At 66.0% G+C, this 25,202-nt stretch carries 24 protein-coding genes; 17 read left to right on the plus strand and 7 right to left on the minus strand.

Annotated features, from left to right (window positions below):
• The first annotated feature begins 24 nt into the window (after window positions 1–24).
• The 6 genes from ACO056_RS03775 (at window position 25) to ACO056_RS03800 (ending at window position 8,154) form a co-directional block, all read left to right on the plus strand.
• Window positions 25–2,328: a molybdopterin cofactor-binding domain-containing protein gene (locus tag ACO056_RS03775; protein WP_421852034.1), complete on the plus strand. Its 2,304-nt coding sequence runs from the start codon at window positions 25–27 to the stop codon at window positions 2,326–2,328.
• 8 nt (window positions 2,329–2,336) lie between these two features.
• Entirely contained in the window at window positions 2,337–3,350 is a 1,014-nt protein-coding gene (gene hemH / locus ACO056_RS03780; RefSeq protein ID WP_421852037.1) for a ferrochelatase, read from the plus strand.
• Between the two features lie 57 nt (window positions 3,351–3,407).
• Complete coding sequence (locus ACO056_RS03785) at window positions 3,408–4,826, plus strand: cytochrome P450 (RefSeq protein WP_421852040.1); 1,419 nt, start codon at window positions 3,408–3,410, stop codon at window positions 4,824–4,826.
• A gap of 148 nt (window positions 4,827–4,974) precedes the next feature.
• A complete protein-coding gene (gene rpsT / locus ACO056_RS03790; RefSeq protein WP_421852043.1) occupies window positions 4,975–5,235 on the plus strand; it encodes a 30S ribosomal protein S20 in 261 nt (86 codons plus the stop codon).
• Between the two features lie 558 nt (window positions 5,236–5,793).
• Window positions 5,794–7,197 carry a chromosomal replication initiator protein DnaA gene (gene dnaA / locus ACO056_RS03795; RefSeq protein WP_421855286.1) on the plus strand — a complete coding sequence of 468 codons (1,404 nt, stop codon included), beginning with the start codon at window positions 5,794–5,796 and terminating at the stop codon, window positions 7,195–7,197.
• Window positions 7,198–7,392: 195 nt separating this feature from the next.
• Window positions 7,393–8,154, plus strand: a complete 762-nt coding sequence (locus ACO056_RS03800; protein WP_421852046.1) for a HesA/MoeB/ThiF family protein — start codon at window positions 7,393–7,395, stop codon at window positions 8,152–8,154.
• Between the two features lie 138 nt (window positions 8,155–8,292).
• Here the strand turns inward: ACO056_RS03800 and ACO056_RS03805 are convergent, their stop codons facing one another.
• Complete coding sequence (locus ACO056_RS03805; RefSeq protein ID WP_421855289.1) at window positions 8,293–9,009, minus strand: NAD-dependent deacylase; 717 nt, start codon at window positions 9,007–9,009, stop codon at window positions 8,293–8,295.
• Window positions 9,010–9,047: 38 nt separating this feature from the next.
• Here ACO056_RS03805 and dapB point away from each other — a divergent pair, with 38 nt between their 5' ends.
• The 3 genes from dapB to ACO056_RS03820 are packed head-to-tail and all read left to right on the plus strand — an operon-like array spanning window position 9,048 to window position 10,932.
• Complete coding sequence (dapB, locus tag ACO056_RS03810; RefSeq protein ID WP_421852049.1) at window positions 9,048–9,785, plus strand: 4-hydroxy-tetrahydrodipicolinate reductase; 738 nt, start codon at window positions 9,048–9,050, stop codon at window positions 9,783–9,785.
• The gene (gene nth, locus ACO056_RS03815; RefSeq protein ID WP_421852052.1) at window positions 9,782–10,489 is read left to right on the plus strand and encodes an endonuclease III; all 708 of its coding nucleotides are present in this window, start codon (window positions 9,782–9,784) and stop codon (window positions 10,487–10,489) included. The genes dapB and nth overlap by 4 nt, the downstream gene beginning before the upstream one ends.
• Entirely contained in the window at window positions 10,486–10,932 is a 447-nt protein-coding gene (locus tag ACO056_RS03820) for a hypothetical protein (RefSeq protein ID WP_421852055.1), read from the plus strand. The genes nth and ACO056_RS03820 overlap by 4 nt, the downstream gene beginning before the upstream one ends.
• Window positions 10,933–10,935: 3 nt before the next feature.
• Here the strand turns inward: ACO056_RS03820 and ACO056_RS03825 are convergent, their stop codons facing one another.
• Both ACO056_RS03825 and aroC read right to left on the minus strand, forming a co-directional pair.
• Complete coding sequence (locus tag ACO056_RS03825) at window positions 10,936–12,246, minus strand: dicarboxylate/amino acid:cation symporter (protein ID WP_421852058.1); 1,311 nt, start codon at window positions 12,244–12,246, stop codon at window positions 10,936–10,938.
• Window positions 12,247–12,394: 148 nt separating this feature from the next.
• Window positions 12,395–13,480 carry a chorismate synthase gene (gene aroC, locus ACO056_RS03830; RefSeq protein ID WP_421852061.1) on the minus strand — a complete coding sequence of 362 codons (1,086 nt, stop codon included), beginning with the start codon at window positions 13,478–13,480 and terminating at the stop codon, window positions 12,395–12,397.
• A gap of 161 nt (window positions 13,481–13,641) precedes the next feature.
• On the opposite strand from aroC, the gene ACO056_RS03835 reads away from it, so the two are divergent.
• The 3 genes from ACO056_RS03835 to ACO056_RS03845 all read left to right on the plus strand — a co-directional run bounded on the left by ACO056_RS03835 (window position 13,642) and on the right by ACO056_RS03845 (window position 14,770).
• Window positions 13,642–13,953 carry an antibiotic biosynthesis monooxygenase family protein gene (locus ACO056_RS03835; RefSeq protein WP_421855292.1) on the plus strand — a complete coding sequence of 104 codons (312 nt, stop codon included), beginning with the start codon at window positions 13,642–13,644 and terminating at the stop codon, window positions 13,951–13,953.
• Entirely contained in the window at window positions 13,950–14,297 is a 348-nt protein-coding gene (locus ACO056_RS03840) for an arsenate reductase (protein WP_421852064.1), read from the plus strand. Before ACO056_RS03835 ends, ACO056_RS03840 begins: the two co-directional genes overlap by 4 nt.
• A 65-nt stretch (window positions 14,298–14,362) precedes the next feature.
• Window positions 14,363–14,770 carry an acyl-CoA thioesterase gene (locus ACO056_RS03845; RefSeq protein ID WP_421852067.1) on the plus strand — a complete coding sequence of 136 codons (408 nt, stop codon included), beginning with the start codon at window positions 14,363–14,365 and terminating at the stop codon, window positions 14,768–14,770.
• 291 nt (window positions 14,771–15,061) lie between these two features.
• Here ACO056_RS03845 and ACO056_RS03850 read toward each other — a convergent pair whose 3' ends face one another.
• Together ACO056_RS03850 and ubiG are read right to left on the minus strand one after the other, a co-directional pair.
• Complete coding sequence (locus tag ACO056_RS03850; protein ID WP_421852070.1) at window positions 15,062–15,247, minus strand: hypothetical protein; 186 nt, start codon at window positions 15,245–15,247, stop codon at window positions 15,062–15,064.
• Window positions 15,247–16,008 carry a bifunctional 2-polyprenyl-6-hydroxyphenol methylase/3-demethylubiquinol 3-O-methyltransferase UbiG gene (gene ubiG, locus ACO056_RS03855; RefSeq protein ID WP_421852074.1) on the minus strand — a complete coding sequence of 254 codons (762 nt, stop codon included), beginning with the start codon at window positions 16,006–16,008 and terminating at the stop codon, window positions 15,247–15,249. Before ubiG ends, ACO056_RS03850 begins: the two co-directional genes overlap by 1 nt.
• A gap of 78 nt (window positions 16,009–16,086) precedes the next feature.
• On the opposite strand from ubiG, the gene ACO056_RS03860 reads away from it, so the two are divergent.
• The 3 genes from ACO056_RS03860 to ACO056_RS03870 all read left to right on the plus strand — a co-directional run bounded on the left by ACO056_RS03860 (window position 16,087) and on the right by ACO056_RS03870 (window position 19,914).
• Window positions 16,087–17,367 (plus strand): aspartate kinase, encoded by a 1,281-nt coding sequence (locus ACO056_RS03860; RefSeq protein WP_421852077.1) that lies wholly within the window; start codon window positions 16,087–16,089, stop codon window positions 17,365–17,367.
• 257 nt (window positions 17,368–17,624) lie between these two features.
• Window positions 17,625–18,635 (plus strand): NAD(P)H-dependent flavin oxidoreductase, encoded by a 1,011-nt coding sequence (locus ACO056_RS03865; protein WP_421852080.1) that lies wholly within the window; start codon window positions 17,625–17,627, stop codon window positions 18,633–18,635.
• 25 nt (window positions 18,636–18,660) lie between these two features.
• Window positions 18,661–19,914: a TCR/Tet family MFS transporter gene (locus tag ACO056_RS03870; RefSeq protein WP_421852083.1), complete on the plus strand. Its 1,254-nt coding sequence runs from the start codon at window positions 18,661–18,663 to the stop codon at window positions 19,912–19,914.
• Here ACO056_RS03870 and ACO056_RS03875 read toward each other — a convergent pair.
• Together ACO056_RS03875 and ACO056_RS03880 are read right to left on the minus strand one after the other, a co-directional pair.
• Window positions 19,887–20,510: an HNH endonuclease gene (locus tag ACO056_RS03875; RefSeq protein WP_421852086.1), complete on the minus strand. Its 624-nt coding sequence runs from the start codon at window positions 20,508–20,510 to the stop codon at window positions 19,887–19,889. The two genes, ACO056_RS03870 and ACO056_RS03875, sit on opposite strands and share 28 nt — an antisense overlap.
• 237 nt (window positions 20,511–20,747) lie before the next feature.
• A complete protein-coding gene (locus ACO056_RS03880) occupies window positions 20,748–22,178 on the minus strand; it encodes a M20/M25/M40 family metallo-hydrolase (RefSeq protein WP_421852089.1) in 1,431 nt (476 codons plus the stop codon).
• A gap of 162 nt (window positions 22,179–22,340) precedes the next feature.
• On the opposite strand from ACO056_RS03880, the gene gyrB reads away from it, so the two are divergent.
• Together gyrB and ACO056_RS03890 are read left to right on the plus strand one after the other, a co-directional pair.
• Complete coding sequence (gene gyrB, locus ACO056_RS03885) at window positions 22,341–24,878, plus strand: DNA topoisomerase (ATP-hydrolyzing) subunit B (protein WP_421855295.1); 2,538 nt, start codon at window positions 22,341–22,343, stop codon at window positions 24,876–24,878.
• The gene (locus ACO056_RS03890) at window positions 24,878–25,132 is read left to right on the plus strand and encodes a hypothetical protein (RefSeq protein WP_421852092.1); all 255 of its coding nucleotides are present in this window, start codon (window positions 24,878–24,880) and stop codon (window positions 25,130–25,132) included. The genes gyrB and ACO056_RS03890 overlap by 1 nt, the downstream gene beginning before the upstream one ends.
• Window positions 25,133–25,202: the final 70 nt, after the last annotated feature.

Consider the following 25,202-nt stretch of genomic DNA (forward strand, 5'->3'; position numbering starts at 1 on the left):
GACTGAAACGATGAGACTGGGCGCATGAGGCTGACCCGGCGGGGGCTGCTGATCGGCGCGGGCGGCGCGGGCGCGCTGCTCGTGGCCTTCGCGCTCTCGCCGCGCCGCTATGCCAGCGCCCTGGTCGCTGCACCGGGCGAGCATGTGTTCGACAGCTTCATCCGCCTCGCCGCCGATGGCGCGATAAGCGTGGCCGTGCCGGTCTGCGAGATGGGGCAGGGCATCACGACGCTGATGGCGCAGATCGTCGCGGTCGAGCTTGGTGCGGACTGGAAGCGTGTCGGGGTGGAACCCGCGCCGCCCAGCCCGGTCTACGGTGATCCGGTACTCGCCGCGCGCTGGGCGCCGCTCTGGTCGCCGCGCCTCCTGCCCGCGCTCGCCGATAGCCCTGACGACTGGCTGGCGCGCATGCACGCTGAGCGCGAGCCGATGATGATGACGGCAGAGGGCACCGCGCTTGCCGCGTTCGAGGCGCCTTTGCGCAGGGCGGCCGCCGGGCTCCGGGCGATGCTGATGCAAGCCGCGGCGGCGCGCTGGAATGTCCGCTGGGAGACGCTGGATACTGCGGAACATTTCGTGGTGAACGGCAAGCAGCGGCCCAATTATCAGAAACTGGGCTTCGCGGCTCTGATCGCGGATGCTGTGACCTACGATCCGCCCGATCCACCCGCCTTGCGCGCCGAACCGGCCTCGGAGCGCCCCGGCCAGTTTCCCGATGGCGCAAGGCCGCGCTTCCCCCGCCTCGATCTGCCCGCCAAGGCCGATGGCAGCTTCGTGTTTGCGGGCGATGTGCGCGTGCCGGGGATGGTCCATGCCGCGATCGTGCATGGGCCGCAGGGCGATACCGTGCTTTCGAGCTTCGACCGCAAGGCGGCGGAAAAGGTTCCGGGCGTGGTCGGCGTGGTCCAGTCGAAGCGCTGGGTCGCGGTCGCGGCCAAGACCTGGCATGCCGCGCACAAGGCGGTTCTCGCAATGGAGCCGCGCTTTCACGCCGCGGGCCGAATCGCCGATTCCGCCGCGCTGGAAAACCGCATCGACACGGCCCTGCGCAAAGGCGCGGGCGCCCGGGTGATGGCGGAAGGCGATCCCGATGCGCTGCTCGCCAAGCCCAGCCTCACCGCCCGTTATGATGTAGAGCCCGCGCTCCACGCCCCGCTCGAGACGGCGACTGCCACCGCGCGGCTGACCGGCGACAAGCTGGAGCTGTGGCTAGCCACGCAGGCACCCGAACTGGTGCGGCGGCAGGCGGCGCGCGCTGCGGGTGTGCCGCGCGGCCATGTCGTGGTCTATCCGATGCATGCGGGCGGTAGTTTCGATGCGCGGCTCGATTCGCGGATCGCGGTTGAGGCCGTGGCCATCGCCAAGGCGCTGGGCCGGCCGGTGCAGCTAACCTGGTCGCGCTGGGAGGAAGCGCTCGCAGGCTATCCGCGCACGCCGGTTTCCGCGCTGCTTTCCGCCTCGATCGGGCCGGACAAGCGCCAGTTGCTCGGATGGCGCACGCGCATGGCGCTGCCGGCCACCGCGATCGAGGCGGGCGCGCGGCTGCTCGACGATATGGAAGCCGTGGACGCGCAGGCCGCAGCAAAAGGCCGCGCCGATCCGCTCGCGTGCGAGGGCGCGATGCCGCTTTACGGGATACCCGAACGCGCGGTCGATCACGTGCCGACCGCGCTGCCGCTGCCCACGGCGCGCTATCGCGGCAATGCGCATGGCTACGGGGCGTTCTTCACCGAGAGCTTCATCGATGAATGCGCACATTTTGGCGGGGCCGAGCCATTGTCCTACCGGATCGGCATGCTTTCGGGGCAGCCGCGGCTCGCCGCGTGCCTTGTCGGGGCAGCGCGGATGGCGATGTGGGGCGGCGGGGCGGATGCTTCGGGGCAAGGCATTGCCTGCCACCGCATGGATCTGGCCGCGCCCGAAGGCCTGCGCAGCGGGTTCATCGCCGTGGTCGCCACCGCGCGGCAGGAAGAAGGCGCGATCCGGGTCGACCAGCTTTCGGCGTGGGTCGATATCGGGCGCATCGTGAACGTCGATCTGGCGCGCCAGCAGGTCGAGGGCGGAATGCTCTTTGCGCTGGCGCAGGCGATTGGCGGCAGCACCGGCTATGCCGCGGGCCTGCCGACTGCGGGCCGGCTTGCACAATTGGGCCTGCCCCTGCTTGCCGATTGCCCGAAGGTTGATATTGCGTTTGCCGAATCGGACGAGCAACCCTTCGATCCAGGCGAACTCGCCACCACCGCAGTCGCACCGGCCATTGCCAATGCGCTGTTTTCTGCCACAGGACTGCGCTTCCGCCGCCTTCCGCTGCTTTCCGAAGGGCTGTAACGAGCGCCATGGACCAACCTGCCGACCATCCCCGGATCATCACCGGCAAGATCGGGGTGCTGCTGGTCAACCTCGGCACGCCTGACGCGCCCGATGAAGGCGCCGTGCGGCGCTATCTGGCCGAGTTCCTGTCAGACCGCCGCGTGGTGGAAATTCCGCAGATCTTCTGGCAGCCGATCCTGCGCGGACTGGTGCTGCGCACGCGGCCGCGCAAATCGGCGCATGCCTATAGCCAGGTCTGGACCGAAGACGGTTCGCCGCTTGCTTTCCACACCGCCGCGCAGGCCCGCGCGCTGCAGGCCCGGCTGGGGGATGCCGCCATCGTGCGTTACGCGATGCGCTACCAGAAGCCCGCGATGGCGGTGGAGCTCGACAAGCTGCTCGCCGATGGCTGCGAGCGCATCCTCGTTGCGCCGCTCTATCCGCAGTATTCGGGTGCGACCACGGCGAGCGCGCTCGATGCCGTGGCGAACTGGATCAAGGATCGCCGCCGCCTGCCCGCGCTGCGCACGCTGCCGCCCTATTTCGATGATCCGCTGGCGATCACAGCCCTGCACAAGGATCTTTCCGCGCAGATCGCCGCGCTCGATTTCGAGCCCGAACTGCTGGTGCTGAGCTTCCACGGCATGCCCGAACGCACATTGCGGCTCGGCGATCCCTATCATTGCCACTGCCAGAAGACCGCGCGCCTCCTGGGCGAGCGCTTTGCCGGATCGCATCCGGAGCTCAAGCTGGCGACCAGCTTCCAGTCGCGCTTCGGCCGGGCCAAGTGGCTCGAGCCCGCGACCGACGATGTGATCAAGGTGCAAGGCGCCAACGGCATTCGCCGCATGGTCGTCGCCGCGCCCGGCTTTTCGTCTGATTGCCTCGAGACAATCGAGGAACTCGGCATTCGCGGACGAGAAGACTTTGAAGCGGCGGGCGGCACGCATTTCGCCGCGCTCACCTGCCTCAATACCGGCGAGGCGGGCATGGACATGCTCGAGGCACTGATCCGGCGCGAGCTGGCTGGCTGGATTTGACTTTCTGCTGACATGCGTGTCATTAATCGTTCGATTAATGTCCGCAGGAGTACAGCCTTGGCTAGTCTGGCAGCACCCCCATCGCGGTCCATCCGCCCGCACGATGCGCAGTCCGAGCGCGGCAATCCGCACTGGATCCGCCTGAAGGACGAGAGCGAACTCGATGCAATTCCCGGCGAGGACGGCTGGCCGCTTGTCGGCACGACGTTCCAGCTGCTGGCCGATCCGATCGGTTTCGGAAAGCGGATGCGCGCCAAGCATGGCGACGTTTATCGCACACGCGGGTTCGGGCGGCGGCAGGTCGTGTTGATCGGGCCCGATGCCAACGAGCTTGTGCTGTTCGATCGCGACAAGATCTTTTCTTCCGAGCAGGGCTGGGGGCCGGTGCTCAACCTGCTTTTCCCGCGCGGGCTGATGCTGATGGATTTCGCAGCCCACCGCGCGGACAGGAAGGCGCTGTCGATCGCCTTCAAGCCAGAGCCGATGCGGCACTACTGCGATCTGCTCAACGTCGATATCGCGGCCGGCGTGGAAGCCTGGGGGGAGGGGCCCCGCAAGTTCTATCCCGCAATCAAGGCGCTGACGCTGCAGACGGCGGCGACGAGCTTTCTTGGCCTGCCGTTCGGCCCCGAAGCAGACCGGCTCAACAAGGCCTTTGTCGACATGGTGCAGGCCGCGGTCGCGCCGATCCGCCGGCCGCTGCCGTTCACCGCGATGGGCCGGGGCTATGCCGGGCGCCGGCTGATGGTCGAGTATTTCACTGGCTTGCTGCGCGAGCGGCGCGCCAATCCGGGGCAGGACATGTTCAGCCAGTTCGCACTCGCCCGGCGAGAGGACGGCGACGGCGACCTGCTGCCCGAAGATGTCGTGGTCGATCACATGATCTTCCTGATGATGGCCGCGCACGACACGATCACCAGCTCGTTCACCACGCTCATCTGGCACCTCGCGAAAAACCCCGATTGGCAGGAAAAGCTGCGCGCCGAGGCACGTGCGGCGGCGGGCGGTGACGGCGTGCCGCTGGCGTTTGATGCGCTCGGCAAGCTGGAGCTTGCGGAAATGGCGATGAAGGAGGCGCTGCGGATCATGCCGCCGGTGCCTTCGACCCCGCGCCGGGCCTTGAAGGATTTCACGTTCCGCGGTTTCCGGATTCCGGCCGGCACCGATGTCGACGTGAGCGCTTCCGCGGTCCATGCCGATCCGGCGTTGTGGCCCGATCCTGAGCGCTTTGATCCGATGCGCTTCACGCCCGAAGCGGTGGCTTCGCGCCACAAGTACGCATGGATCCCCTATGGCGGCGGCGCACACATGTGCCTCGGCCTCCATTTCGCGACGATGCAGACCAAGCTGCTGGTGCACCACATCCTCACCCGCTACCGGATCGAGGTGGAGCCGGGCTACACGCCCGCATGGCAGGCCTGGCCAATTCCGAAGCCGCGCGATGGCCTGCCGGTGACATTCGTGCGGTTGGCTTGAGCGGGTCGGCGTCTCAAACTGTTGACGATTCGCCATGCCGCAGCTATGGGCCGCGCTTTCCCGGGAGGCTTGCCGCCTTGCCGGGGTGAACCAGATTGTTTGCGGCCCGTGGCAAGCGGGCTGCCAGAGCTCTTGAAACAGGACAGACATGGCCAATACGCCGCAAGCCCGTAAGCGCATCCGTCGCAACGCCAACCGTGCCGAGATCAACGGCAACCGTCTTTCGCGCATCCGCACCTTCGTGAAGAAGGTTGAGGCCGCGATCGCGGGCGGTGACAAGACGGCGGCTGCCGATGCGCTCAAGGCTGCCCAGCCCGAGCTGGCGCGTGGTGTGGCTCGCGGTGTGCTCCACAAGAACACCGTCGCGCGCAAGATGTCGCGCCTGTCGAAGCGAGTCGCTTCACTCTGATTCGTTTTGCACGGGCCCTCGGTGGCCAGTGCTACGTATGATAACGGAACGCGGCTGGTGTCTCTGACACCGGCCGCGTTTTGTTTCACCCCCGTTACAAGACATGTCGCAGTGTCCGGGGTTGGACTTGTCACGCACAAGTCGCAGTTTTCTGCCGATTCGCAGGCGCTTCCAGGCAAAATCCAACAAATTCAATGATTTGATTGATTTCCGCCACGTTTGCTTAGTCAAGATTCTTTATTTCAGTTTTTTTGCGATCGAGTGCTTGCGAATCCCTCCCCAAGGCCAATAGACAGATATTCCCGATGCGACGCGGCACCTGCCTCAGCAGGTCCGGCAGCCAATTCGGGGTCACGACAATCGCAAGTTTCATGACCGGGAGCAGGGGTGCTTTCCCGGTACGGGGTAGAATTATGCCTGCGGCAGGGGGTGCTGGTGCAGGCAATCGGGTGAGGGCAGCGAAGCGTGAAAACGGATGAATTTGCAGGCAGCGGCGGACGGGGCGCCGCGGCCCAGGCGGCTGATGCCGCGCCGGGTCGGAAAGGACGGGACAGCGCGATGATCGAGGACCAGGAAGCGCTCGATCTTGCAGCAGATTGGGCCGACATCAGTCAGGGCCTGAAAAAGGACCTCGGACCCCAGCTGCACAGCCAGTGGATCAAGCCGATCCAGGTCGGCTCGTTCTGCAAGGAAACCGGTACGCTCGACTTGTTCCTGCCGACCGAGTTTTCCGCGAACTGGGTCGCAGACCGCTTTGCTGACAGGCTCTCGCTGGCGTGGAAGATTGCGCGCTCGGAAGTGCGTCAGGTGCGCATCACCGTGCATCCGCGCCGCCGCGCCATGCCCGAACTGCGCATGGGCGGCATGCCCGCCAACGACACCGGGCCGATTGCGCCGGTTCAGCGCCAGTCCGCGGTGCCGCTCAGCGCCGATGCGGCCGTCACCGGGCTCGATCCCTCGCTGACTTTCGCCGAATTCGTCAGCGGCTCGGCCAACGTGCTCGCGGTCAACGCCGCGCAGCGCATGGCGGCGCTCGAAACGCCCCAGTTCTCGCCGCTGTACCTCAAGGGCGCGACCGGGCAGGGCAAGACGCACCTGCTGCACGCCATCGGCCACGCCTATGCCGCCGCCCGCCCGGGCGCGCGTATCTTCTACTGCTCGGCCGAACGCTTCATGATCGAGTTCGTGCAGGCCATGCGCTCGAACGAGATGCTGGAATTCAAGGCGCGGCTGCGCGGGTTCGATCTGCTGCTGGTCGATGATATCCAGTTCATCATCGGCAAAGCCTCCACGCAGGAGGAATTCCTCCACACGATCGACGCGCTGATGAGCGCGGGCAAGCGCCTCGTCGTCGCCGCCGACCGCGCGCCGCAAGCGCTGGACGGCGTCGAGCAGCGCCTGCTCTCGCGCCTCTCGATGGGCCTCGTTGCCGATATCCAGCCGGCCGACATCGACCTGCGCCGCAAGATCCTCGAACACCGCCTCGCGCGCTTCACCAGCACGCAAGTCCCGGCGGACGTGATCGAGTTCCTTGCGCGGACGATCAACCGCAACGTGCGCGAACTCGTCGGCGGGCTCAACAAGCTGATCGCCTATGCCCAGCTTACCGGCCAGCCGGTCTCGCTCCAGCTGGCGGAAGAGCAGCTCACCGATATCCTCTCGGCCAACCGCCGCCGGATCACGATCGACGAGATCCAGCGCATGGTCTGCCAGTTCTACCGCGTCGATCGCACCGAAATGGCCAGCAAGCGCCGCGCCCGCGCGGTCGTGCGCCCGCGCCAGGTGGCGATGTACCTCGCCAAGGTGCTCACGCCGCGCTCCTACCCCGAGATTGGCCGCAAGTTCGGCGGGCGCGATCACTCGACCGTGATCCACGCGGTGCGCCTGATCGAGGAACTGCGCACACGCGATGCCGATATGGACGGCGATGTGCGGACGCTGCTGCGGCAGCTGGAAGATTAAGGGAAGGTGCGAGGGCCATTGCCCCTCGCGCTCCCGGGAATCGGCGTAACGCCCAGCGGTTGCGCAGATTCCGCGAAGCGGCTTCATTCCTCCGGCTTCGCCGGGATGCACAACCGATCCGTCATGCACCAATGACCGGGAGCGCGAGGGCGATGGCCCTCGCATTTCTCCTTCTTCCTCCCTAACTGCAAATCCATGACCCCCGACCGCCTCGACCGCTTCGCCCGCCATATCGTCCTTCCCGAAGTGGGCGGCGCGGGGCAGGCGAAGCTGGTGGCAAGTCATGTCGTACTTGTCGGGCTTGGCGGCATCGGCAGCCCGGCGTTGCAGTATCTGGCGGGGGCCGGGATCGGGCGGCTGACTCTGATCGACGACGATGTGGTCGATGCCTCGAACCTTCAGCGCCAGACCATCTTTGCGACGGGTGACATTGGCCGCCCGAAGGCCGAGGCAGCTGCGGAGTGGCTCCGCGCGTTTGATCCGGCGCTGGTGGGTGCGGCGCATGTCACGCGGCTTACGCGGGCCAATGCGGCAGAGTTGATCGCCGATGCTGACGTCGTGCTCGATGGCTGCGACAATTTCGCCACGCGGCTTGCGGTTTCCGACGCCTGCGTCACGGCGGGCGTACCGCTTACCAGTGCGGCCCTGGGGCGGTTTCAGGGGCAGGTGGCGAACTTTGCCGGGCACCGCGAGGGCCACGCCTGCTATCGCTGCTTCGTCGGCGATGCGTTCGATGCGGAGGATTGCGATACCTGCGCGGATACCGGGGTGCTGGGCGCGATGGTCGGCATGGTGGGCGCGTTTGGCGCGATGGCGGCGATGCGGGTCTTGCTGGAAGGCGTTTCCACGCTGGGCGATCCGCAGTGGGGGCAGGTCCATGTGCTCGACGGGCTGAAACCCGCGCTGCGCACGATGCGGATTGCGAAGGACCCGGAGTGTTCGGCCTGCCGCGATTGAAGGTTCGCGCAGAGGCCGCAGAGACCGCAGAGTTGCCGATAGTTTCGGCGGAGCCGATACTTTTTCGGTCCAGTGAACGAGGACTGCTCCTGCGGAGCATCTTTCTCGGCGTTCTCTGCGGCCCCTGCGCGAACCCATTCAGCCGCCTAGCAGTTCCTCGACCCACGCGGGGACAATCTCGCTCGCGGGGCCGAGGCGGGTTTCATCGAACCACGAGGAACCTTGCGAGCGTTCGAGATTGAGTTCGAGTGTCGCAGCCCCGAGTTCGCGGGCGCTGCGCACGAAACCGGCGGCCGGATAGACAGCGCCCGAAGTGCCGATCGAGACGAACAGATCGGCATCCGAAAGCGCCGCGAAGATTTCGTCCATGCGGTAGGGGACTTCGCCGAACCACACGACATCGGGCCGCAGGAAGGGCGCGGTGCAGGCGGGGCAAGGCGGGCGGTCGATCAGCGGACCGGTCCAGCGGTGGCGCGTGTCGCAGGCGATGCACCACACGGTGAGGTGCTCGCCGTGCATGTGGATTACGCCGAGCGCGCCGCCGCGTTCGTGGAGATCATCGACGTTCTGTGTGACGAGGGTGACGCTGCCGCCGGGCACTTTCTTCGGCCATTCGCGCTCCAGTCGGCCCAGTGCGTGGTGGGCGGCGTTGGGCAGCTTGGTCTGGATGGCTTCGCGGCGCATGTCATAGAAGCGCAGGACAAGGTCGGGATCGCGCGCGAAGCCTTCGGGCGTCGCCACGTCCTCGACGCGGTGCTGTTCCCACAGGCCCCCGGCGTTGCGGAAGGTATCGATCCCGCTTTCGGCAGAGACCCCGGCGCCTGTCAGGATGACGATGTTGCGAAGGTTGCGCATCGCGGCCATGAAGCACGCCAGACACGAGGTGAGCAATAATGAACTCTGGGGCACGCATCGGCATTATCGGCAGCGCAGGACGCATGGGGCAGGCGCTGGTCGAAGCGATCATCGCGGCAGGGCATGAACATGCGGGCGGGATCGATCAGGGCGGTGACCCGGTGGCGCTCGCGCAGGCGAGCGATGTGCTGGTCGATTTCTCGGCGCCGGCGGCGCTGGAATTCAATCTCGACGCGGCGATCCATGCCGGCATTCCTATCGTGGTCGGCACGACGGGCCTTGCCGAGCGGCATCACTGGCTGGTCGATGCCGCGGCGGTGAGCGTGCCGGTGCTGCAGACGGGCAATACCTCGCTCGGCGTCACGCTGCTCGCGCATCTGGTGCGCGAGGCGGCGAGCCGGCTGGGCGAGGACTGGGACATCGAGATCGTCGAGACGCACCACCGCATGAAGGTCGATGCGCCTTCGGGCACCGCATTGCTGCTGGGTGAAGCGGCGGCAGCAGGCCGGGGCGTGCGGCTGGCCGAGGAACGGGTCGCGGGGCGCGACGGGGTGACCGGTGCGCGCAAGGCCGGGACAATCGGCTTCGCGGCGCTGCGCGGTGGCAGCGTGGCGGGCGATCACACGGTGCATTTCCTTGCCGACAACGAGCGCCTCTCGTTCTCGCATCTCGCCGAGAACCGCGCGATCTTCGCGCGCGGGGCAGTGCGTGCGGCGCTCTGGCTGCTCGGCAGGGAGCCGGGGCGCTATACGATGCCGGAGGTGCTCGGGCTTTGAAGAAGGACACAGTCTTCGAGTTCTTCCGCCGGCTGGCCGAGGCCAATCCCGCGCCGGAGACCGAGCTTGAATATGGCAATGTCTATCAACTGCTCGTGGCGGTGACGCTTTCGGCGCAGGCGACTGACGTCGGCGTCAACAAGGCGACGCGCGCGCTGTTTGCCAGAGTGAAGACCCCGGCGCAGATGCTGGAGCTCGGCGAAGAAGGCCTCAAGGCGCACATCAAGACGATTGGCCTGTTCAACAGCAAGGCGAAGAACGTGATCGCCATGGCCGAAATCCTCGTGCGCGAGCATGGCGGGGAGGTGCCGAGTGACCGCGATGCGCTGACGCTTCTGCCCGGTGTGGGCCGCAAGACCGCCAATGTCGTGCTCAACTGCGCCTTCGGGGCGGAGACCTTCGCGGTCGACACGCATATCTTCCGTGTCGGCAATCGCACCGGCCTCGCCAAGGGCAAGACCCCGCTGGCGGTGGAGAAGCAGCTCGAGAAGAAGGTGCCGCAGCCGTTTCGCGTGGGCGCGCATCACTGGCTGATCCTGCACGGGCGCTATGTGTGCAAGGCGAGGCAGCCGGAATGCTGGCGCTGCGAGGTGGTTGACCTTTGCGGCTTCAAGGAGAAAGTTCTCGAGAAGGGGGCGAAATCCGCAACGAAGCCTGCGACTCGGGGGGGCGGAGCGCGGAAAGCCAAGGAGAAAAAGCCATGAGTGCTTTGAGGCCAGTTACCCTGAGGATCGCCGCCTTCCTGACTGTCACGACCGCTGCCGCCCTGTCGCTCGGTGCCTGCGCGCCGCGGCCTGGCGATGCATCGAACAACAACGGCCATGCCGCCAACGTGCCGCTCGCCACAACGACCGGCCCTGCGGTGAGCTGCATTCCGATCACCTCGATCCAGGAAAGCAGGGTCCGCGACGACTGGACCGTCGACTTCCGCGTGAGCGGGACAAAGTGGTATCGCAACACGCTGCCCAACCGCTGCTCGTCGCTCGGCTTCGAGCGGGCGTTTTCCTACGCGACCTCGCTGTCGCAGCTGTGCAACGTCGATATCATCCGGGTCATCCCCAGTGGCGGCGGCCCGCGCGGCCCGCTCAATGCCTGCGGGCTGGGGATGTTTCAGCCGGTGACGCTGGACAAAGAGGCGAAAAAGTAGGCGTCAGGCCTCTGGATCGAGATGCAGCCCCCGCCGGCCCTGCTCCGGCGTGTCGTGCGGGGGTGTCGCTTCGGGCGCGTCGGGGTCAAGCGGCACTTGCAGCATGCCTTCCCACTTGGTGATCACCGAAGTCGCCACGGCATTGCCCACCACGTTGGTCGCGGTGCGGCCCATGTCGAGGAAGGTATCGACGCCGAGGAGGAGCGCCACACCCTCGACCGGCAGGCCGAACTGGGTGAGCGTTGCTGCGATCACCACGAGGCTGGCGCGCGGCACGCTGGCGATGCCCTTCGAGGTGACCATCAGCGTGAGCAGCATCGCGATCTGCTGCCCGGCCGAAAGCGGAATGTTGTAGGCCTGCGCAATGAACAGCGTCGCGAAGCTCGTGTACATCATCGAGCCATCGAGATTGAAGCTGTAGCCCAGCGGCAGCATGAAGCCCGAAATGCGGCGCGGCACCCCGAACCGGTCGAGCTGTTCGAACAGCTTGGGCAGCGCGCTTTCCGAACTCGCGGTGGAGAACGCCAGCAGGATCGGCTCGCGGATATAGCGGGCCAGCAAAAATACGCGCTTGCCGAGGAACAGCCCCCCCATGCCAAGCAGCAGCGTCCACAGCAGGAGCAGCCCGAAATAGAACTCGCCGACGAACGCCCCATAGGTCAGAATGATGCCCACCCCGCGTGTCGCGATGACCGAGGCCATGGCGCCGAACACCGCCATGGGCGCGGCGCGCATGACATAGCCGGTGATCGTCAGCATGAGCGTCGCCAGCGCCTCGGCGCCCCGCACCAGCGGTGCCGCCTCCTCGCCCATTGCGGAGAGGCCAAGGCCGGCGAAGATCGAGAACACGAGGATCTGGAGCACGTTGTTCTTGGCCATCGCGTCGAGCGCACTCGTCGGAAACACCTCGAGCACGAAGTGGCGCAAGGTGAAGTCAGCCGTCGCCAGATCGCTGACCGGCGTGGCCGAAGTGATGTTGAGCCCCGCTCCGGGCTGGAACAGATTGACGAGCACGAGGCCGAGCCCGATCGAGATCAGGCTTGCAGTGATGAACCAGGCAAGCGCCCGCCCGCCGATGCGCCCGAGCGCGGAACTATCGCCCATGCTGGCGATGCCGGTGACGAGGGTCGCGAAGATCAGCGGGGCGATGATCATCTTGATGAGATGCAGGAACACCTCGGGCAGCAGCTTGAGGAGATCGGCAATGTCCGCCAGCTGCTTGTCCCCCGCCGGGTAGGAGACATTGAGCGCGTAGCCCACGCCGATGCCGGCAAACAGGGCGATCAGGATATAGAGGGTCAGGCGCTTGCCCAAGTGTTCGGCTCCCCGAGTATTTGTTGGCCGTGTGGTTTGGCGCGCGAGACTAGCGGGGCGGATGGTTTAGGCAAGCCAGGGACCGCCGCAATTCCTTAGTCATCACCGCCTTCGCGGGGGTGGCGACGTTGAGGAAGGGCGGGCCCCGTCAGCCGCCGCACTGCCCCCGGTGCATCAGCTTCTGATCCGCCAGCACCAGCGCCATCATCGCCTCGACCACCGGCACGCCGCGAATGCCGACGCAGGGGTCGTGGCGGCCCTTGGTGAAGAGCTCGGTCGCCTCGTGCTTTCCTTGTTCATTGGCGCGCGTGATCGTGGGCACCGGGGTGAGGATCGAGGAGGTCGGCTTGAAGGCGACGCGCACGTGGACTGGCTGGCCGGTGGAGATGCCGCCTGCGATGCCGCCCGCGTGGTTGGCGAGGAATTCGGGTGTGTCGGCACCGGGCCGCATGGGGTCGGCATTGCCTTCGCCGGTGTTGGCAGCGGCAGCGAAACCATCGCCGATCTCGACACCCTTGACCGCGTTGATGCCCATCATCGCGTGGGCGAGTTCGGCATCAAGCTTGGCATAGAGCGGCGCGCCCCAACCGGCGGGCACGCCAGTAGCGGTGCATTCGACGACGGCGCCAAGCGAGGAGCCGGCCTTGCGGGCGTCATCCACCAGCTTCTCCCAGCGCGCGGCGGCTGCGGCGTCGGGGCAGAAGAAGGGGTTGCGGGCGATCTCGGCAGGATCGAAGTTGGCCGGATCGATCGCATCGCCGCCGATGGCGCTGACCCAGCCGAGCACGCTGACTTCGGGGATGACGAGCCGGGCGACTGCGCCCGCCGCCACACGCGCGGCGGTTTCGCGCGCAGAGGAACGCCCGCCGCCGCGATAGTCGCGAAAGCCGTACTTCGCATCATAGGCATAGTCGGCGTGGCCGGGGCGATAGGCCTTGGCGACATCGCCGTAGTCCTTCGAGCGCTGGTCGACGTTCTCGATCATCAGGCTAATCGGGGTGCCGGTCGTCTTGCCTTCGAAGACGCCCGAGAGGATGCGGACCTGATCCGGTTCCTGCCGCTGCGTGGTGAAGCGCGATTGGCCGGGGCGGCGCGCATCGAGGAAGGGCTGGATCTGTGCTTCGCTGATGGCAAGGCCCGGCGGGCAGCCATCGACGACCGCGCCGAGGGCGGGTCCGTGGCTTTCCCCCCAGGTGGTGAAGCGGAATGCGTGGCCGAAGGTGTTGAAGCTCATGGCTCATCGCTTTGTCGCAAGCGCGCGGAAATGTCCATTCTGCGGCGGGCACCACCCCCCGGCCCCCTCCTCTAAAGAGGAGGGGGAGCAGCAGCAAAAAGCCCCTTCCTCTTTAGAGGAGGGGGTTGGGGGTGGTGGAAACTGGCGCTATGGCTCGCCCCATGTTCCTCGTCGTCTTCCGCAACCGCAAGCGCGCCGATATCGATGCGGCGGCCTATTCCGCCGATGCCGATGCGATGGAGCTGCTCGCCGCTGCACAGCCCGGCTACCTCTCGTTCAAGAGCTACACCGCCGATGATGGCGAAGTCGTGGCGATCAGCGAATGGGTGGACGAAGCGGCGGCGCTGGCGTGGCGGCGGGTGGCCGAACATGCCGAGATGCAGGCGAAGGGCCGCGAGGCCTATTACGAGGACTACACGCTGTTTGCTGGCACGCCCAGCCGTGTGCACCGCTTTTCGAGGACCGGCGCATGACCATCACGCTCTACGGCATGCCCAACTGCGACACGGTCAAGAAGGCCCGCACCTGGCTCGAGGCACAGGGAATCGCCTACGCGTTCCACGACTACAAGAAGGCAGGCGCGGACCCGGCGCGGATTGCGGAGTGGATCGCGGCGGCTGGGCGCGACAAGGTGGTCAACCGGGCGGGGACGACCTTCCGCAAGCTCTCCGAAGCAGATCGGGCCGCGCTCACCGGCGATGGTGCGCCCGCAGTGCTGGCGGCCAATACTTCGGTGATCAAGCGGCCGATCGTGGAGCATCCGGGCGGGCTGCTGGTGGGGTTCAAGGAAGCCGAATGGAGCTCCATTCTGGGTTGAATGGACATGAAAAGAAACGCGAGCTGCCCTGTTCAAAGAGGCGCTTCCGTGTTATCTACATCAATGTGAATACCACCGTTCCTTTCGCTTATGCGATCACTGTCGATCCTGCTGACATCGACTTCATGGGGCACGTCAACAACGCGTCCTACCTCCGCTGGGTGCAGGATGCCGTAGTGGGGCACTGGCGCGCCTTTGCGCCGGCGCAGGCGATTGCCGATCATGTCTGGGTCGCGACCAATCACAACATCACCTACCGGCGGCCGACGTTCCTCAACGATCCGGTGATCGCCCACGTGATTCTGGAGCGCGTCCAGGGCGCGCGGGCGTTCTACGAGACGATCATCAAGCGCGGCGAGGTCGTGCTGGCTGAAGTGAAATCGAGCTGGTGCTGCCTCGATGCCGCCACCTTGCGCCCGGCACGGCTGGCGCGTGATCTGGTGGAGCGGTTTTTGCCTGCTTCGGCGGGCTGAACGCTTCGTAACCCTCACTTCGTCATTCCCGCGCAGGCGGAAATCCCGTGAGCTGCGGCGCTGTGACCGCTCTGGATCCCCGCCTTCGCGGGGATGACGAAGGGTATGGTGCGGGGATGACGAGGTGTTTGGTGCGGGGATGGCGAGGCGTTTGGTGCGGGGATGACGAGGCGTTTGGTGCGGGGAAGACGAGGCGTTTGGTGCGGGGATGGCGAGGCGACGCGTTTGCGCCAGGTGCCTCGACTTCGCTCGACACGAACGGTGGTTGAAAAGGGGGACGGCCCCTTTCCCTCAGCGCAGCTTCTCGATTGCCAATCCATCCGCCTTGGCGCGAATCTTGATTGATTCCTCGCTGCGGGTGAGCGCTTTGGCGAGGCCTTTGAGCGCCATGCCTTTCTTTGCCAGCATATGCAGCTTCTGCACTTCGTCGGTGGTCCAGGCCTGCTTGTGCCGTTCGAAGACTTTGCCGGTGGCCATCAGGCTTGCTCCCCATCTGCCTTGCGGGCGGTGACGATGTAGTTGAGCGACAAGTCATCCGAGAGGTGGAGGCCCTTGAGCGGGCTCCACGAAATGCCCTTGGGATTGCCCATCGCGAAGCCGGCTTCGGCCAGCAGGTCGCTTAGTTCCAGCGGGGTGATGAAGTCCTCCCAGTGGTGCGTGCCCCGGGGCACCATGCCGACCGTTTCCGCCGCGCCGACAAGCAGCAAGCGCGAGGCGGCGGTGCGGTTGGGGGTGGAAAGCACCAGCAGACCGTCCTCGGCCACCGTCGCCACGAGGGCCGCAACAAAGGCGGCCTTGTCGGCCACGTGCTCGATGACTTCCATCGAAGTAACGAGATCGAAGCCGGTGAGGCCGAGCGCTGCCAGTTCGCCGTGGCGATAATCGATGGCAAGGCCGCCGGCTTCGGCATGGGCACGGGCAGCGGCAATGTTTTCCTCGGCTGCATCCACCGCCGTAACGCCAGCGCCCATCCGTGCGAGCGGTTCCGCCAGCAGGCCCGCGCCGCAGCCGACATCGAGCGCGCGGCGGCCCGCAAGCGGCCGCAAGCTGCGCGGATCGGCCGCGAAATGCGAATCGATGGCCGCGCGCAGAAAGCCCAACCGCACCGGGTTGAGCTTGTGCAGCATGGCCGAACTGCCCTTGGGATCCCACCATTCGGCCGCCAACTTGCCGAAATGGGCGGCTTCCTCGGCCCTGATCGTTGGCGTCATTGTCGTGGCGGTGGTTGCATTGCTCATGCGGCGACTCTAAAGCGCCGCGTCCATACGGTCGAGGGGCCGTGTGGGAATGTTCAGCAATGCTGCGGGGGAGGTGACGTGGCCCGGATCGTGATGAAATTCGGCGGCACTTCGATGGCCGGGACCGAGCGCATCCGCCGCGTGGCCGGCATCGTCAAGCGCCAGCAGGAAGCGGGACATGAAGTCGCCGTCGTCGTCTCGGCCATGGCGGGCGAGACCGACCGGCTGGTGACCTTCTGCCGCGAGGCCAACGCGCTCTATGACCGCGCCGAATACGACGTTGTCGTGGCGGCGGGCGAGCAGATCACCTCGGGTCTCCTCGCGCTCCATCTGCAGGCGCTCGGCTGCAAGGCGCGCTCGTGGCTCGGTTGGCAGCTGCCGGTGCGCACTGATGATGCGCATGCCGCCGCGCGCATCGAAACGATCGATTCGCCTGCGCTCCTCGCCTCGATGGCGGCGGGCGAGATTGCGGTGATCCCGGGCTTTCAGGGCATGGACGGCGATGGCCGCGTGACCACGCTGGGCCGGGGCGGCTCGGACACTTCGGCGGTGGCGGTGGCAGCGGCGGTGCAGGCGGATCGCTGCGACATCTACACCGATGTCGACGGCGTCTACACCACCGATCCGCGCATCGTGGCGAAGGCGCGCAAGCTCAAGTACGTGACGTACGAGGAAATGCTCGAGCTCGCCTCGGTCGGCTCGAAGGTGCTGCAGACCCGTTCGGTGAGCCTCGCGATGAAGGAGGGGGTGCGGGTGCAGGTGCTCTCCTCGTTCATCGATGAAAGCGCGCCGCCGGCAGACAGCATCCCCGGCACGATGATCGTTTCCGACGAGGAACTGGACCGCATTCTGGCCGACAGCGAAGAAGGACAAGAGATGGAACGCCAGCTGATCACCGGCATTGCCGCCGACAAGAACGAGGCCAAGGTGACGCTGACCCGCGTGCCAGACCGCCCGGGTGCGGTCGCCGCGATCTTCGGGCCGCTCGCTGAAGCGAACATCAACGTCGACATGATCATCCAGAATATCGCCAAGGACAAAGGCGAGACCGACGTGACCTTCACCTGCCCGCAGGCGGACCTCGCCCGCACGCAGGCGCTGCTCGAAGAGCGCAAGGACACGATCGGCTACTACCGCATGATCGCGGACAGCAAGGTCGCTAAAGTCTCGGTGGTGGGCGTCGGCATGCGCAGCCACGCGGGCGTCGCCTCGACCATGTTCAAGGCGCTGGCGGACCGGGGGATCAATATCCAGGCGATCTCGACCAGCGAGATCAAGGTCTCGGTGCTGATCGATTCCGACGAAGTCGAACTCGCCGTGCGCGTGCTGCATACCGCTTACGAGCTGGACGCGGCCTGAAGTCCCGCCTCCCGGTGCCGTTGCGGGACCGGAAGGCGGGGTGCGACCCGGGACCGGGCCTTGCTGGACCGGCTCTCGGCTTTGGCGCAATTGGCTGATGCCACCTTTCTGCGCGCTGTACGGCCATCGGGGAAACGACAAACCTTGCGCACAGAAATCGAGATTGGCGATCAGGCCGCGAAGATCCCGCCTTGTTGCCGCCACGAAGCGGCCCTAAGGGCGCTCCCTTGCAGGCCGCGCTGGACGAGAGCTTTCTGATGACCGCATACCCCAAGACCGCTGCGCTCATGGCGCGCGGCGCCGAATTCCTTGGCACCGAACATGCCGTGCTGTGCGGCGCGATGAGCTGGGTTTCCGAACGCAATCTCGTCGCTGCGATCAGCAATGCCGGGGGATTTGGCGTGATTGCCTGCGGGGCGATGACGCCGGAATTGCTCGACGCCGAAATCACCGCGACAGCGGCGCTGACGACGAAGCCCTTCGGCGTGAACCTGATCACGATGCATCCGCGCCTGTTCGATCTGATCGAGGTCTGCGCGCGGCACAAGGTGAGCCATGTCGTGCTCGCAGGCGGCATTCCGCCCAAGGGCGCGGTCGAGGCGATCAAGGCATTCGGCGCCAAGGTGCTGGTCTTCGCACCGACGCTGGCGCTGGCCAGGAAGCTGTTCCGCTCGGGCGCCGATGCGTTGGTGATCGAGGGTTCCGAAGCCGGCGGACATATCGGCCCGGTCTCGACTTCGGTGCTGGCGCAGGAATTCCTGCCCGCGCTGGCCCAGGACCACATCGTGTTCGTGGCGGGCGGCATCGGCCGGGGCGAGATGATCGCGAGCTACCTCGAAATGGGTGCGAGCGGGGTGCAGCTGGGCACTCGCTTTGCCTGCGCCAGCGAATCCATCGCGCATCCGGCGTTCAAGACCGCGTTCTTCCGCGCCAATGCGCGCGATGCGGTGGCGAGCGTGCAGATCGATCCGCGCCTCCCGGTGATCCCTGTGCGCGCGCTGCGCAACAAGGGCAGCGAGGAATTCAACGCCAAGCAGGTCGAAGTCGCGCGGCGGCTCGATGAAGGCGTGGTCGACATGGGCGAGGCGCAGCTCGAGATCGAGCACTTCTGGGCAGGCGCGCTGCGCCGTGCGGTGATCGACGGCGATGTCGAACGCGGCTCGGTCATGGCCGGGCAGTCGGTCGGCATGGTGACGAAGGAAGAGCCCGTGAGCGCGATCATGGACGAACTGATGACGGAGTGCGAGGCCGCGCTCACGCGCGGCTGATCGCGGATCGATAAAGGTAAACGCCGTGCCAAAGCCCATGCCGCATCGGGCCTCTATCGGCTTCGTCTTTGCCATCGTGCTGATCGACATGCTGGGCTTCGGCATTGCCTTGCCGGTGTTGCCCGGGCTGATCATGTCTCTGGCGCACGTGCCGATTTCGGTGGCGGCGGAATATGCAGGCTGGCTCGGCGCGGGCTATGCCGTGATGCAGTTCGTGTGCGCGCCGGTGATCGGGAACTTGTCTGACCGGTTCGGGCGGCGGCCGGTGCTGCTGGCGGCGATTCTGGCGATGGGGCTGGATTATCTGCTCCAGGCCATGGCCCCGGCCTTCTGGTGGCTCATCATCGGGCGCCTTGTCGCGGGCGCTACGGGCGCGAGCTTTTCCGCCGCTTATGCCTATGTTGCCGATGTCACCGTGCCCGAAAAGCGCGCGGCGAGCTTTGGCCTGATGGGGATGGCCTTCGGCATCGGCTTCGTCATCGGGCCGGCGCTGGGCGGAGTGCTGGGCTCGATCGACCAGCGCCTGCCGTTCGAGGCAGCTGCGGTGCTGGCGCTGACCAACTTCCTGTTCGGGCTCGTGTTCCTCAAGGAATCGCTGCCACCCGAAAGTCGCCGCCCGTTCGATTGGCGCCGCGCCAATGCGCTTGCTTCGCTGCGCGCGCTGCGCAAACAGAGCAAGACCGTGCTGTGGTTCGTCGGCGCGCTGGCGGTGTGGCAGCTGGCCTATATCGTCTACCCTTCGACCTGGGCCTATTTCGCCATTGCGGCCTACGGTTTTTCGACGCGCGATGTGGGCCTTGCGCTCGCCATGGTCGGGATCACCAGCGCGCTGGTGCAGGGTTTCGGGCTGCGGCTGGTGATGCCCAAGCTGGGCGAGAAGCGGACGGTGATGCTCGGCGTCGCGTCGCTGGCGACCGCGGCGGTGCTCTACACGGTCGCGACAGCAACCTGGGTCGTCTACCTCGCGATTGCCGTAGGTGCGCTCTCCGGAATGGTGCAGCCTTCGATCGCGGCGATGAACAGCAAGGCGGTCGATGCGCGCAGCCAGGGCGAATTGCAGGGCGCGACCCAATCGATCAATTCGATCGCGGCGATCATCGGCCCGCCGCTCTATACCCAGACGCTGGCGCACTTCAGCGGTCCCGCTGCGATCATCAACCTGCCCGGCGTGACGATGCTGCTGGCTGCAGCCATTTCCGTGGTGGCGATGCTGCTATTCCTGAACGGTGCGCGCCTGCTTGGCGCGGGCGATCAGCCTTCGAGCTCGACGTCCCAGTAGAGCCAGTCGCGCCAGCTTTCGTGGAGGTGGCCCGGCGGGAACAGGCGGCCGCGGTCCTGCAATTGCCACGAGGTGGGGCGGATCGGTTCGGTGATCAGGCGCATCTGCGCCTGCGCCGGAGTGCGCCCGCCCTTGCGCATGTTGCAGGGCGCGCAGGCGGCGGCGACGTTTTCCCACGTGGTGCGCCCGCCAAGCCGGCGCGGGACGACGTGGTCGAAGGTCAGTTGGTCCGGGCTGCCGCAATACTGGCACTGGAACTTGTCGCGCAGGAACAGGTTGAAGCGCGTGAAGGCGGGAAACTCGCTCGGCTTGACGAACTGGCGCAGCGCGATGACCGAGGGGATCTTCATGTCGAGCGAGGCGCTATGGACCTCGCGGTCATAAGTGGCGACGATATCGACCCGCTCGAGGAACACCGCCTTGATCGCGGTCTGCCACGGCCAGAGGCTCAGCGGATAATAGCTTAGCGGGGTGTAATCGGCATTGAGCACCAGCGCCGGGCAGTTCGACAGATGGCGATCATGCCCGAGCAAGGCGGTCTCACCGCTATGGGGCCTGGCCGCAGCCGCCCGTTCGATCAGCGACCTGTGAAGCATGCTTCCGTTCGGCCCTTTCGCAAGAATGCGCCGACGGTCCCGCCCGGAATGGGCGCGAGGCGCCTGCCGGGTGCGATTTGAGGGATGCGGATGACCGCTTCGTGACGCATGGCCGTAAAAAGACCACAGGGCCAAGACATGCGTCAAGGGGAGGCATGCCATCCTGTCCACAGGTGCATAGACCTGCGGACAGGATGGGGACAATTCCGGCTAAAGCGAGCGATTACAGCGGGGTGCCTACTTGGTGTAGGCCTTCAAGAGTTCGTAGAGATAGGCGCGGCCGGTCATCAGCGACTTGATCTCGATCCGTTCGTTGAGGCCGTGGACGCCGTTGCCGTCCGGGTTCCCCCACGCGCCGGGCACGCCGTATGTCGGGATGCCCACCGCGGCGAGGAAGATCCCGTCGGTCGCGCCGGTCGACATCGTCGGCACCACCGGCACGCCGGGGAAGTACTTTGCGGCGAGATTTTCCATCGGGCCGATGATTGCGGGATCCAGCGGCGGCGTCTTGGCCAGCGGGCGCAGCGGCGGCACCGGTGTGATCGTCACGCCCGTATCGGCGACGACCGCCTGCAGTTCCTGCTGCACGTCCTCAATCGAATGGCCGGGGAAGATGCGGCAATTGACATTGGCCCCGGCGCGCTGCGGCAGCGCATTGTTGGCATGACCGCCATCGATCAGGGTGGCGACGCAGGTGGTGCGCAGCATCGAATGGAACGTGCGGTCCTTGTTGAGCACCGCTTCGGCCGCGCTATCCGCCGGGTTGGTTGCAATTGCCTGCATGGCCTTGCCGAGATCGTCATTGCGCGCGGCGCCGGCCCTGGCAAAGAAGGCGCGGGTGGTGTCGGACAGCTCAAGCTTGAAATCGTAGTTCTGCAGCTTCACCAGCGCGGCGGCGAGTTCGTAGATCGCGTTGTCGCGCACCGGAATCGAGCTGTGGCCGCCCGGGTTGCGCGTTTCGAGGCGGTAGTTCTGCACGCCCTTTTCGCCGACCTGGATCGATTCGACGACGAGCTTGCCGCCTTCGGACACGCCCTTGCCATTGGTGCGACCGCCGCCGCCTTCATTGAGCGCATAGGCCGCGTCGATCAGATCGCGCTTGTTCTTGGCCAGCCACTCTGCGCCGTTGAACGCGTAAGTTGTCTCCTCGCCGCACGTTAAAGCGAGCTTGAGCGTGCGCTTCGGCTTGAAGCCTTCCTGCTTGAGGCGGATCAGCGTATCGACCCAGGCCGCCGCCATCGCCTTGTCGTCGGCAACGCCGCGCGCATAGAAGTACCCGTTCTCCTCGATCAGCGTGAAGGGATCGCGCACCCAGTCTTCGCGCTTGGCTTCGACCACATCGAGGTGGGCGAGCAGCAGGATCGGCTTCTCGGTCTTCGAAGTGCCCGGCATCACCGCGACGAGGCCGCCTTCCCTGGGCTTCTCGGGCGTGGAGAACACGGTCAGCTGATCATCGGTGAAACCCGAGGCCTTGAGCCGCGCCGCCATGCGCTCTGCCGCCAGTGTGCAGCTGCCGGACGAGAGGGTCGTGTTGGTTTCGACGAGCTCCTTGTAGAGGCTGCGGAACGCTGCCTCGCCGCCATAGGGATCGGCCTTCGCGGTCGGCGCGGCGAGCGCTGGCGAAGAGAGCAGGGCGGCTGAAATGGCGCCGGTCAGCAGCTTGCGCATGGGGCACAAAGTCCTTTGTATTGAAGTTGCGAGGCGCGTTTCAGCACGATTGGCGAGCCGCCGCCAGCCCCCCTCGGTTCGATGCGTGAAAAGGGGTTCGCCCTTGTGCAAAACAGGCCGGATTCGCTTGGGAAATCGGCCTTTAATGCCTATGTCGGAATGATGGCCAGTACGAACGAAAACATCCCCAACGCCAACGAATATGGCGCCGATTCCATCAAGGTCCTGCGGGGGCTCGATGCGGTGCGCAAGCGCCCCGGCATGTATATCGGCGATACCGACGATGGCTCGGGCCTGCACCACATGGTGTTCGAGGTTTCCGACAACGCGATTGACGAGGCGCTGGCCGGGCACTGCGATCTCGTTCTCATCGAATTGAACCCGGATGGTTCGGTTTCGGTCGAGGACAACGGCCGCGGCATCCCCACCGGCATCCATGCCGAAGAAGGCGTTTCTGCCGCCGAAGTGATCATGACCCAGCTCCACGCGGGCGGGAAGTTCGAGAACACCAGCGACGATAATGCCTACAAGGTTTCCGGCGGCCTCCACGGCGTCGGCGTCTCGGTGGTCAATGCCCTCAGCGAGTGGCTGGAGCTGACGATCTGGCGCGACGGCGAGGAGCACTGGATGCGCTTCGAGCATGGCGACGCGGTCGCCCCGCTCAAGGTCCTTGGCCCCGCTCCGGCAGACGGCAAGGGCGGCGTCAAGAAGGGCACCCGTGTCACATTTGCCGCCAGCCACGACACGTTCAAGAACGTGCTCGAGTTCGATTTCGACAAGCTGGAGCACCGCTACCGCGAACTGGCGTTCCTCAATTCCGGCGTGCGCATCCTGCTGCGCGACAAGCGGCACGAGGAAGTGGCCGAGCACGATCTCTACTATGTCGGCGGCATCGGCGCGTTCGTGCAGTACCTCGATCGCAACAAGTCGCCCCTGATGCCCGAGCCGATCGCCATTTCCGCGAGCCGCGACGGCGTGGGCATCGATGTCGCGCTCGAGTGGAACGACAGCTACTACGAAAACGTCCTCGCCTTCACCAACAACATCCCGCAGCGCGATGGCGGCACGCACCTCGCTGCCTTCCGCGCGGCGCTGACGCGGACGCTGAACGGCTATGCCGACCGTTCGGGCATGCTGAAGAAGGAGAAGGTCAGCCTTACGGGCGATGACATGCGCGAGGGGCTGACCGCGATCGTTTCGGTCAAGCTGCCGGACCCCAAGTTTTCGAGCCAGACGAAGGACAAGCTGGTCAGCTCCGAAGTGCGCCAGCCGCTCGAAAGCCTGATGGCCGACAAGATGAGCGAATGGCTGGAGGAAAACCCTGCCCACGCCCGCGCCGTGATCCAGAAGGTGATCGACGCCGCCGCCGCGCGCGAAGCCGCCAAGAAGGCGCGCGAACTGACCCGGCGCAAGGGCGCGATGGACATTGCCAGCCTGCCCGGCAAGCTGGCCGATTGCCAGGAGCGCGATCCCGCCAAGTGCGAGCTGTTCCTCGTCGAGGGTGACAGCGCCGGCGGCTCGGCCAAACAGGGGCGTGATCGGCACTTCCAGGCGATCCTGCCGCTCAAGGGCAAGATCCTGAATGTCGAGCGGGCGCGGTTTGACCGGATCATCGGTTCGAAGGAAGTCGGCACGCTGATCCAGGCCATGGGCACCGGCATCCGCGATGAATTCAACCTCGGCAAGTTGCGCTATCACAAGATCGTGATCATGACCGACGCCGACGTCGACGGCGCGCATATCCGCACGCTGCTGCTCACCTTCTTCCACCGCCAGATGCCCGAGATCATCCGCGAAGGTCACCTCTTCATCGCGCAGCCGCCGCTCTACAAAGTGGCCAAGGGGCGCAGCGAGGTCTACTTGAAGGACGGCCCGGCGCTCGATCGCTACCTTGTCGAGGCGGGGCTGGCGGGTCGCATGCTGGAAACCGCGGGCGGCGCGCGCAGCGGGGCGGACCTTGCCGGCCTTGTCGAGCACGCGCTGCGGCTGCGCAACCTGATGGCCTTCGCGCCCAAGCGTTACGATCCCACGATCATCGAGGCGCTGGCGCTGGCAGGCGCGCTCGATCCCGAGATGACGGCAGAAGCGCGCGAGGCAGCGCTCGCGGCCAGCGTGCGCTGGATGGACCGCGGTGAGCGCGAAGCCCGCTGGACCGCGCGCGTGGCGCCTGACGGCGGCTACCAGATCGAGAAGCTGTGGCGCGGGGTGACCGACAATCACACGATCGAGGCGGGCTTCCTCGCCAGTGCCGAAGCGCGCAAGCTCGCCCGCCTCGCCGGTGAGCACGCCGAAGTCTATGCCACCCCGGCGCGGCTGGTGCGGAGCAGCGCTGTCGCGGCCGAGCCGGAGCCCGAAGTCAGCGCCGAAGAGCAGGAAGGCGAAGCCGAAACTGCCGCACCGGTGCGCGCCGCAGCCAAGGAAGGGGCGGGGATCACCCGGCCTTCCGAACTCCTAGCGCAAGTGCTGGCGGCGGGCCGCAAGGGCCTCTCCATCTCGCGCTACAAGGGTCTGGGCGAGATGAACGCCGATCAGCTGTGGGAGACCACGCTCGATCCCACCCAGCGCTCGCTGCTGCAGGTGAAGATGGAAGACGCCGACGTGACCGACGAGATCTTCACCCGCCTGATGGGCGACGTGGTCGAGCCGCGCCGCGACTTCATTCAGGAAAATGCACTCAACGTGGCGAACCTGGACATTTGATGGCGGGCGCTACTCTGGCCGAGATCCCGTGGGATCAGGCCGCGACGATGATCGACCTCGAAGGCCGCGTGCCGATCATCGGCACGATCCGCGAATGCGCGATGCACTTCGCGCTCTACAAGCCGCACGCGCGGGAGAAAGCGCGTTTGCTGCTGACGGTGCCGGTCCACCGCGAGGGCCGGGCGACGCGGACGTGGCTGCTGGAGCCGGGAGAGATCGCGGTGCTGGCGGAGAGACTCAAGGAAGCAGAGTAGACGCAAGGGCCATCGCCCTTGCACACCGGGCGTTTAGGGATTTACGCACCACCTAAACCCGTTCGTGCCG

Origin of the sequence: Novosphingobium sp., assembly GCF_965228995.1 — a bacterium.
In the GTDB taxonomy this organism is placed as follows: Bacteria; Pseudomonadota; Alphaproteobacteria; order Sphingomonadales; family Sphingomonadaceae; genus Novosphingobium.